This is a genomic window from Desulfomicrobium escambiense DSM 10707 (assembly GCF_000428825.1).
In the GTDB taxonomy this organism is placed as follows: Bacteria; Desulfobacterota; Desulfovibrionia; order Desulfovibrionales; family Desulfomicrobiaceae; genus Desulfomicrobium; species Desulfomicrobium escambiense.
This window is the reverse complement of sequence record NZ_AUAR01000028.1, coordinates 17,006-27,218: the sequence shown is the minus strand read 5'-3', so window position 1 is coordinate 27,218 and position 10,213 is coordinate 17,006. Positions and strand designations below refer to the sequence as shown.

The window sequence follows — 10,213 nt, the reverse complement described above, 5'->3', positions numbered from 1 at the left end:
GAGGAAGTCTCGTCCAGCATGGAGGAGATGAGCTCCAACATCCGCCAGAACGCCGACAACGCCACCCAGACCGAGAAGATCGCCCTCAAGGCAGCCCAGGACGCCCAGGCCGGCGGACAGGCCGTGGTCCAGGCCGTGGGCGCCATGAAGAACATCGCCGAGAAGATCTCCATCGTCGAGGAAATCGCCCGCCAGACCAACCTTCTGGCCCTCAATGCCGCCATCGAGGCGGCCCGCGCCGGAGAGCACGGCAAGGGCTTCGCCGTGGTCGCGGCCGAGGTCAGGAAGCTGGCCGAGCGCAGCGGCACGGCCGCGGCCGAGATCAGCGAGCTGTCCTCCTCCACCGTGTCCGTGGCCGACCAGGCCGGGCAGATGCTGACCAAGCTCGTCCCGGACATCCAGCGCACGGCCGAACTCGTGCAGGAGATCTCCGCGGCCAGCAACGAGCAGAACGCCGGCGCCGAGCAAATCAACAAGGCCCTGCAGCAGCTCGACCAGGTCATCCAGCAGAACGCCTCGGCCTCCGAGGAGATGGCCTCCACCTCCGAGGAGCTGTCCAGCCAGGCCGAACAGCTGCAGTCGACCATCTCCTTCTTCCATCTCGGCGCCACGGTCGCCCGCGTCACGCGCCAGGCCGCACGCCGCGGCAAGCCCCAGCCAGCCAGGAAGCCGGCCAAGGCCCTGCCCCAGAAGGGCGCGAGTGCGGGCCTGGCCCTGGACATGGGCCGCGACGACGAGGACGACGAATTCGAACGCTTCTAACCAGGGCCGAGGTAACTCATGAGCGACAACACGACGCAGCAATATCTGACCTTCGGCCTGGGCGAGGAGGTCTTCGCCCTGGAGACGGGGTCCGTGCGCGAGGTCATTGAACTCGTGCCCGTGACCCGCATCCCCAAGACGCCGCCCTTCATGCGGGGGGTCATCAACCTGCGCGGCCACGCCGTGCCGGTGGTGGACCTGCGCATCAAGTTCGACATGCCCAAGGTCAAAGACACGGTGAACACCTGCATCATCATCGTCGACGTGGAGGTGGAGGGCGAGAAGAGCCACATGGGCGCCATCGTGGACTCCGTGCGCGAAGTCTTCGAGATGGGCAGCGACCAGATCAACCCGCCGCCGCGCATGGGTACGTCCATCCGCGCAGACTTCATCAAAGGCATGGGCAAGCAGAACGAGGAATTCATCATGATCCTCGACATCGGAAAGGTCTTCTCGTCCGAAGAACTCCATCTGCTCGAAGCCCTGGAAGAACCGGACAACGCTCCCGACTGAAACACTGCGGGCCGGGCCTTGCGGCGCGGCCCGCTTCGTGAAAAGGATTGGTTCATGTCGAACGAAACAGCCCCCCCACCCAACGCCCTAGGCCCCGTCCTGGTGGAATGCGCCCGCGGCCTGCCCGCACTGCTGCCCCGCCTGTCCAGCGTGATCAAGGACCGGGAGGATGACTTTCTTCGGCTGGGAACCACCGTCTTCGGCATCAACTCCCAGGCGAACACATTCTCCTCGACGGCCACGAAAATGGCCTCGTCCGTGGGCGAAGGCGCCCTCCACGCGGCCATCGCGGAACTCGAAAAGCACACGGCCGAAGCCAAAGCCGTGTTCTCCTCGGTTTCCGCGACGCAGCAACTGCAGGGCATGACCGAGGTCCTGGGGCTCATCCGCACCCTGGACCAGGCCATGGCCCGCTTCACCCCCCTGGTGCGGACCCTCAAGGTCCTGGAGATCACGACGCGCATCGAAAGCGCCCGCCTCGGCGCCTCGGGCTCGGGCTTCATCACCCTGGCCGACGACGTGAAGGCCCTGGGAAACGTCATCGACGAGCACACGGCCAAGATCGGCGAACACTCGGCCCTGCTCATGAACCAGGTCGCCTCGTCCCTGGACCGCAGCAGAGGGCAGATTTCCGCGCAGGAGAAAGTCGTCAAGGACATGTTCGCGCAGCTTTTCTCGGGCATCGCCGAACTGGAGACCATGCGCACGGATTCCGCGGCCCTGGTCGTGGACCTGGCCAAGGGGTCGCGCCAGGTGACCGAGAGCATGGGACACGTCATCGCCTCGGTGCAGTTCCACGACATCACCCGTCAGCAGGTCGAGCACGTCGAGGAAATCCTGGCCCAGGCCGAGAGCGAGATCCGCGGATTGCCCGCAGACGGCGACATGGTCGGGATGGGCGCCTGGGTGCGCGACGTCCTGCGGCTGCAGGCCCCGTTGCTGCGCCAGGCCGAGGAGATGTTCCGCCAGGCCGTGGAGGAGTTCATCAGCAACCTGAATTCCATCGCAGACAACACCCGCGGGCTCGGCGACAGGATTGCCGCCGTGGCCTACGCGGACCAGGGAGGCCCGTCGGTCCTCGACTCCATCCGCCGGCAGATCGCCCAGGTCATGGACGCCATGCGCATGTCGAGCAGCCATGTGGCGGACATGTCCAGAACCATGTCCGGCATGGCCGAGACCATCTCCACGGTCAGCTCCTTCGTGCACGGCATCGAGGACATCGGGGCCGAGATCGAGCTCATCGCCCTCAATGCCCGCGTCAAGGCGGCCCATACCGGCGACCTGGGCCGCACGCTGGGCGTCATCGCCATGGAAATCCAGAACCTCTCGGTGGAGGCGCGGACCCGCACGGGCGAAGTGGCCACGATCCTGAACCACATTTCGACCCTGGCCGACCGGCTGTCCGAACTGGCCCGCTCGTCGGACGTGACCGAACTCGTCGGAGGCATCCAGGACCGCTTCGAGTCGGTCCTGGGCCGCCTGGCCTCCCTGGACGCGGAACTCGGGCGCGATATCGGCCACCTTTCCGGCCTGGGCAGGGAACTCATCGTCCAGATCCGCACCCTGACCTCCTCCATCCATTTCCACGAGACGGTCTCGAACCAACTGCAGGAGCTGGAAAAGGGCATCCTGGAGCTCGAGCGCGGCTTCACCCCCTTCGGCCCGGAACTCGACGCCGCCCGCCAGCCCGAAAAGCTCAAGGAGCAGCTGTCCCGCTACACCATGGACAGCGAGCGTCTCGTGCACCTCGCGGTGCTCGGGCACCATGCGGCGGACGGCGATGCGGAACTTTTCGGCGACGACGGCGTGGAGCTCTTCGGGGACGAAAACGTCGAACTCTTCGGAGACGACAACGTCGAACTCTTCGACGACGGCAACGTCGAGCTCTTCGATGCCCCGGAAGCGGAAAAGCCCCCCCGGAAGGCCGAGAAGACCGCCGATCCCGAAGAGGATTTCGGCGACAACGTGGAACTTTTCTAACCCGAAGGAGCCCCCATGTTCGCGAGCACCATCCACGGCACCCCGGAACATCCGGTCCTGCGGCTCGAAGGCAGCCTGACCCTTGAACACGCCACGCAGATCCATGCGGAACTCATGGCCCGCCTGGCCGCTCCGGAGCCCTTCAGCCTGGACCTCCGGGGGGCGGACAGGTTCGACCTGTCCTTCGTCCAGATGCTCCACGCCCTGCTGAAGGACCAGTCCCGGCGCATCGGCTTCCTGCCCCTGCCCGACGGGCTCGTCGAACTCGCGGCGAGCGTGGGCGCCGACAGCCTGATCAAGGAAATATCGACCCGAATCGAGGAACACGTATGAGCAAGACAATAATGACGGTCGATGACTCGGCCAGCGTCCGGCAGATGGTCAGCCTGACCCTCAAGGACGCCGGCTACTCCGTCATCGAGGCCTGCGACGGCAAGGACGCCCTGGCCAAACTGTCCGGACCCGTGGACATGATCGTCACGGACCTCAACATGCCCAACATGGACGGCATCGAATTCATCCGCAACGTGCGGGCCAACGCCCAGTACAAGTTCGTTCCCATCGTCATGCTGACCACGGAATCCCAGGCCGACAAGAAGGAACAGGGCAAGGCCGCCGGCGCCACGGGCTGGATCGTCAAACCCTTCAAACCGGACCAGCTCCTCGCCGTGGCCAAGAAACTGCTGCGCTGAAAACCCTGAGCCAAGGATCGCCCATGTCCAGAGAAGAACTGAACCGGCAGGCATTCCGGGAAGAGGCCTTCGAACTGCTCAGCGAACTGGAGTCCTCCCTCCTCGAACTGGAGGAGGACCCGAAAGACTCGGAAGTCATCAACAGGGTCTTCCGGGCCATGCACACCATCAAGGGTTCGGGCGCCATGTTCGGCTTCGAGGACATCGCCTCCTTCACCCACGAGGTCGAGACGGTCTTCGACCTGGCCCGCAACGGGCAGATCGCCGTGTCCAAGGAACTCCTGAACCTGACCCTGCTGGCCCGTGACCACATCCTGGCCATGCTCGAAGGCGAGGACCAGGGCGGCGAGGCCAGGGCCAGGGAGGTCATCGTCGGCCTCAAGGCCCTCTCCCCGGCCGCGGAGGAGCCCCCGGCCGCCCCGGAAGCAGGCGAGGCCCCCTGCTGCGAGAGCGCCCCGGATCTGGCCGCCTGGCGCATCCGCTTCGTCCCGGCGCGCAACATCTTCCTGACCGGCACCAATCCGGCCGCGCTGCTCGAAGAGCTGTGCGAGATGGGCGAACACCACGTCATCATGCACACCCGCGACATCCCGGAGCTTGCCGCCCTGGATCCCGAGCAGTGCATGGTCTTCTGGGACGTCATCCTGACCACGACCCGCAGCGAGGACGAGATCCGCGACGTCTTCATCTTCGTCGAGGAGGACTGCGAGCTGGACATCCAGAAGGTCGGCAGCTGCCAGACCATCGACGAGGAGTCCTACCAGCTCATCGGCCAGATCCTGGTCGACAAGAACGACATCACCAAGGACGCCCTCGAACGCATCCTCCTGGAACGCAAGCCCATCGGCCAGCTCCTGTCCGAGGCGGGTCTGGTCAGCCGCAGCCAGGTCGAGGCGGCCCTGGCCGAGCAGCAGGAGGTCAAGCGCCTCAAGCAGGCGACCGGCGCCGAGGCCCAGGCTTCGAGCATCCGCGTGCCGGCCCAGAAGCTCGACTTCCTGGTGGACCTGGTGGGCGAGCTGGTCACGGCCCAGGCCCGGCTGACCCAGTTCGCCAGCGAGCAGAACGACCCGCGGCTGCAGGCCATCTCCGAGGAGATCGAGCGCCTGTCCGACGAACTGCGCGACAACACCCTGGGCATCCGCATGCTGCCCATCGGCACGACCTTCAGCCGCTTCAAGCGCCTGGTGCGCGACCTGTCCCAGGAGCTCGGCAAGCGCATCGCCCTGGAAACCCACGGCGAGGAAACGGAACTCGACAAGACCGTCATCGAGCGCCTGAGCGACCCCCTGGTCCATCTGCTCCGCAACAGCATCGACCACGGCATCGAAAGCCCCGAGACACGCGCCTCGCGCGGCAAGAACCCCGAGGGACGCATCGTGCTCTCGGCCGAACACTCGGGCGGCGAGGTGCTCATCCGCATCATCGACGACGGCGCGGGCATCGACCCCGACCGTATCCGGGCCAAGGCCGTGGAGAAGGGACTCATCGCCGCCGACGCCCAGATCTCCGACAAGGACGCCCTCATGCTCATCTTCGCACCGGGCTTCTCCACGGCCGAGAAAATCACCAGCGTCTCGGGGCGAGGCGTGGGCATGGACGTGGTCAAGCGCAACATTGACGCCCTGCGCGGCCGCGTGTCCCTGGACAGCGCGCCGGGCGAAGGCACGACGGTGTCCGTGCGCATCCCCCTGACCCTGGCCATCATCGACGGCCTGCAGGTCCAGGTGGGCGAGAGCTACTTCATCATGCCGCTGGCCGCCGTGGAGGAGTGCGTGGAGCTCATCCGCCAGGACGGGGAGCGCGCGACCTTCATCAACCTGCGCGGACAGATGGTACCCTGGGTCAGCCTGCGCACGAACTTCGACATCCCCGGCGAGCGGCCGCCCATCGAGCAGGTCGTGGTCTGCAATTCCCAGAGCAGCAGGGTCGGCATCGTCGTGGACAGGGTCATCGGCGAGCACCAGACCGTCATCAAGAGCCTGGGCAAGGTCTACCGCGACGTGCGCGGCATCTCCGGGGCCACCATCAAGGGCGACGGCAGCATGGCTCTCATTCTCGACATCGCGGCCCTGAGCAACTGACCCATGTACGACGCAAGCGGCCAGAACGCCCCCCTGATGACGGACCGGGAACTGAAGCAGTTCAGCGAGTTCATCTATTCGGAACTGGGCATCAAGATCACCCAGGCCAAGAAGACCATGCTCCAGGCCAGGTTGCAGCGCCGCCTACGCACCCTGAACATGCGCTCCTACGGACAGTACCTGGAGTACCTACAGTCCCTCAAAGGGCTCGAGGTGGAGTTGCCCCAGATGGTCGACGCCGTGACCACCAACACCACGAGCTTCTTCCGCGAGCCCAGGCACTTCGAATTCCTGTCCCAGACGATTCTGCCCCAGTGGCAGAAAAAAAACGCCGGACGGGTCTTCACCGTCTGGAACGCCGGCTGCTCGTCGGGCGAGGAGCCCTATACCACGGCCATGACCCTCATGGACTATCACGAGCGGGTCAGTCCCCTGCGCTTCTCCATCGTGGCCACGGACATCTCCACCGACATCCTGCACAAGGCCGCCAGGGCCGTCTACGAAGAGGAGAAGATCGCCACCATCCCGGTGGAATTCCGCCGCAAGTACCTGCTGCGCAGCAAGGACAAGAACATGCGGATGGTGCGCATCGCGCCGGAACTGCGCGAGACGGTCAGCTTCCGGCGTCTGAACTTCATGGACAATTTCCAGTTCCGGGAGAAGATGGACCTCATCTTCTGCCGCAACGTGATGATCTATTTCGACAAGAAGACCCAGAACGAGCTGGTGCAGAAGTTCTGCAACCACCTCGAACCCGGCGGACACCTCTTCATCGGCCACTCGGAAAGCCTGGCCGGGACGGGCCTGCCGCTGCAGCAGCTGGCGCCGGCCACCTACGTCCGCATCTAGACCGGACGCCCGAGAACGCCGAAAGCGACGCACCCAAAGCCCTGTATCCCCCGGAACGCAGTACAACGAGAACGGCACCGCGCATGCTCAAAAGACTCCTCGCCCGCCGCGTCACGCAAGGCTCCGCCGACGGCTTCGACAGCGACGACGTCCTGGCCAACGCCCCCATCGGCGTCTACACGTCGACCCTGGACGGCCGCTTCCTGGCCGTCAACCCGGCCATGGCCGGCATGTTCGGCTACGACTCTCCGGCGGACATGGTCCGATCCATCACGGACATCGCCGCGCAGATCTATTTCGCCCCCGAAGATCGGGACGAGTTCATCCTCAGGATGGAGTCCGACGGCCGGCTCATCAATTACGAATGCCGATTCAAACGCCGCGACGGTTCGACCCTCTGGGTTTCGAGCAACGCCAGGGCCATGCGCGACAAGCACGGCCGTGTGAACCTCTACCAGGGGTTCATGACCGACATCACCCGCCGCAAGGCCGTGGAGCAGGCCCTGGTCGAAAGCGAGCTGCAACACCGCATCATCTTCGAGAAATCGCCGCTGGGCATGATCCTGTTCGACAGCGCAGGCGCCATCATCGACTGCAACGACGTGGTCGTGGAACTCATGTCCTCAACCCGCGACCGACTGATCGGCTTCAGCGCCGCCCATCTGGAATCCCCCATCGCACGCGCCGGACTGGAGCGGGCCCTGAACGGCAAGCCGGCGTTCATCGAGGGGGAGTACACGTCCGTGACCGGCGGGGCGACACGGGTTCTGCGCGCCAACTTCAAACCCATCCAGCCCGGACAGTCCCCAACGGGCGCCATCGCGACCCTGGAGGACATCTCGGAACGCTCCCGGATGGAACGGGCCGTGCGCGAGAGCGAAGACCTGCAGCGCGTCCTGCTGGACATCCTGCCCATCGGCGTGGTCATCGTCGACGGCCAGACGCGGGCCATCGAGCGCGCCAACGAACACGTGGCCGCCCTTTTCGGCGCCGATCCCGCGGACCTGATCGGCCGCTGCTGCCACGAACTGCTCTGCCCGTCGGCCAGGGGAAAATGCCCCGTCTGCGACCAGGGCATGACGCTGGAGAACTCGGAACGAGAAATGCTCCGGGCCGACGGCAGCCGGCTGGCCATCCTGAAGACCGTCAAGCGCGTCATCATCGAAGGCCGGGAAAAGCTGCTGGAATGCTTCGTCGACGTGTCCGACCGCAAGAAGGCCGAGCAAAGGCTCAACGACTTCGCCCAGCAGATGGAGCTCAAGAACCTGGAACTCGACGACGCCCGGCTGCGGGCCGAGCAGGCCGCGCGCGACAAAAGCGATTTCCTGTCCCGCATGAGCCACGAGATCCGCACGCCCTTGAACGGCGTCATCGGCATGACGGGACTGCTCATGGACACGCGGCTGGACGAGACGCAGCGCCGCTACGTACGCACCCTGAAATCCAGCGGGGAATCCCTCTTGGCCGTGGTCAACGACATCCTGGACCTTTCCAGGATCGAATCCGGCCGCCTCGAACTTGAGAGCCTGGACTTCGATCTGCGCCCGCTCCTCGACGACGTGGCCTCCATGCTCGCCGTGAAGGCGGCGGAAAGCGGCATCGAGTTCATCTGCTCCGCCGACCCGGACGTCCCGGAGCACTTCAGCGGCGAGCCCGCCCTGCTGCGCCAGGTCATCACCAACCTCGCGGGCAACGCCATCAAGTTCACCCCCGAGGGCGAGGTCGAGGTCCGCGTCTCCCTGGCCCACGCCGCGAGCCCGCAGGACGCCGAGCCCATCACCCTGCTCTTCGCCGTCCGCGACACGGGCATCGGCATCCCCGAAGACATGCGGGAGCGCCTGTTCGAGGACTACACCCAGGCGGACGCATCCATCGCCAGACGTTTCGGCGGCACCGGACTGGGCCTGTCCATCTCGAAGAAACTCGTCGAACTCATGGGCGGCGAGATCGGCGTACAGAGCGTCCTGGGCCGGGGCTCCACCTTCTGGTTCACCGTCCGGCTCGAAGCATCCACTGCGGCGGGAGCCAGAGCCCTCGATCCCGGCGGACTCGAAGGGCTGCGGGTGCTGGTCGTGGACGACAACGTCACCAACCGCGAAATTCTCATGGCCCGCTTTTCGGCCTGGGGCATGCGCCCCGACGAGGCCGAGGGCGGACCGGGCGCCCTGGACAAGCTGGCCCGGGCCGCCACGGCGGGGGACCCCTTCCGCTTGGCCGTGCTCGACCACTGCATGCCGGTCATGGATGGGGAATCCCTGGGGCGGGCCATCCATGCCGACGACAGGTTCCGGCACACCCGCACGCTGCTCATGACTTCCCTGGGCCAGCGCGGCGACGCCAAACGCTTCCGCGAGGCGGGCTTCTCCGGCTACCTGTGCAAGCCTGTCCTGCACGGCGAACTGAAGACCTGCCTGAACATCGTCATGGGCAGGGGAGCGGAGCCGGCCTTCGTCACCCGGCATGTGGCGCGGGAAGCGGTCAGGCGGGTCATCCCGAATTTCTCGGACCGCAATGCCCGCATCCTCTTGGTGGAGGACAATGTGACCAACCAGCAGGTCGCCCTGGGCATCCTGTCGAACATGGGCATCAAGGCCGACGCCGCGGAGAACGGGTCCCTGGCCCTGGTGACGCTATCCCGCACGGCCTACGACCTCGTGCTCATGGACGTGCAGATGCCGGTCATGGACGGCTTCCAGTGCACGCGCCTCATCCGCGACCACGCAGGCCCCGCCCTCGACCATGACGTGCCGATCATCGCCATGACGGCCCACGCCCAGACGGGTTTCAAGGAGAAATGCCTCGAAGCGGGGATGAACGACTACGTGCCCAAGCCCATCGCCCTCACGGCTCTGGCCGAGGCGCTGCAGGCCTGGCTACCGGGCGGGGAGGGCCGCAGGCAGGTTTCGCGCGAGGCCCCGGCCGCGGAAGACGCGCGGCAGGCCGTCTGGGACAGGCAGGCCTTCATGGCCCGCATCCTGGACGACGAGGACCTGGCCCGCGACATCGTCGGCGGGTTCCGCGCCGATGCCGCGCGGCGCCTGGACATCATGCGCCGGGCCCTGTCGCAGGGAGATTTCGATCTTCTGGCTTCCCAGGCCCACAGCATCAAGGGTGCCTCGGCCAACCTGGGTGCGGACAGACTGCGCGAAACGGCCATGACCCTGGAAACCGTCGCGGCCACCGGACGGGTGAACTCGTGCCGGGACGGCCTGGACGCGCTGTCCGAGGCCCTGGACACGCTGCTGGGAGAATTCCATCGCACGATGCCCGAGGGGGGCCGTCCGCACGGGGGAGAGTGAACGCCGCCCTTGCCTTGGAGGCCTTCAGGCCGTA

The 10,213-nt window shown here is 65.9% G+C and carries 8 protein-coding genes; all 8 read left to right on the top strand.

Features of this window, described 5'->3' with window-relative positions; translation table 11 throughout:
* A partial coding sequence (locus G394_RS0115570) for a methyl-accepting chemotaxis protein (RefSeq protein WP_028578456.1) occupies positions 1-762 on the top strand: 762 nt, incomplete at its 5' end.
* An 18-nt stretch (positions 763-780) separates the two neighbouring features.
* Positions 781-1,275 carry a chemotaxis protein CheW gene (locus tag G394_RS0115565; RefSeq protein ID WP_028578455.1) on the top strand — a complete coding sequence of 165 codons (495 nt, stop codon included), beginning with the start codon at positions 781-783 and terminating at the stop codon, positions 1,273-1,275.
* Positions 1,276-1,329: 54 nt separating this feature from the next.
* Positions 1,330-3,258, top strand: coding sequence for a methyl-accepting chemotaxis protein (locus G394_RS0115560; protein WP_028578454.1), 1,929 nt, complete (start codon positions 1,330-1,332; stop codon positions 3,256-3,258).
* A 15-nt stretch (positions 3,259-3,273) separates the two neighbouring features.
* Positions 3,274-3,591, top strand: a complete 318-nt coding sequence (locus G394_RS0115555; protein ID WP_028578453.1) for an STAS domain-containing protein — start codon at positions 3,274-3,276, stop codon at positions 3,589-3,591.
* Positions 3,588-3,950, top strand: a complete 363-nt coding sequence (locus G394_RS0115550; protein WP_028578452.1) for a response regulator — start codon at positions 3,588-3,590, stop codon at positions 3,948-3,950. Before G394_RS0115555 ends, G394_RS0115550 begins: the two co-directional genes overlap by 4 nt.
* A gap of 23 nt (positions 3,951-3,973) precedes the next feature.
* A complete protein-coding gene (locus tag G394_RS0115545; protein WP_028578451.1) occupies positions 3,974-6,031 on the top strand; it encodes a chemotaxis protein CheA in 2,058 nt (685 codons plus the stop codon).
* Positions 6,032-6,034: 3 nt separating this feature from the next.
* Positions 6,035-6,880 carry a CheR family methyltransferase gene (locus G394_RS0115540; RefSeq protein ID WP_028578450.1) on the top strand — a complete coding sequence of 282 codons (846 nt, stop codon included), beginning with the start codon at positions 6,035-6,037 and terminating at the stop codon, positions 6,878-6,880.
* Positions 6,881-6,963: 83 nt separating this feature from the next.
* The gene (locus G394_RS20415) at positions 6,964-10,179 is read left to right on the top strand and encodes a response regulator (RefSeq protein ID WP_028578449.1); all 3,216 of its coding nucleotides are present in this window, start codon (positions 6,964-6,966) and stop codon (positions 10,177-10,179) included.
* Positions 10,180-10,213 lie beyond the last annotated feature (34 nt).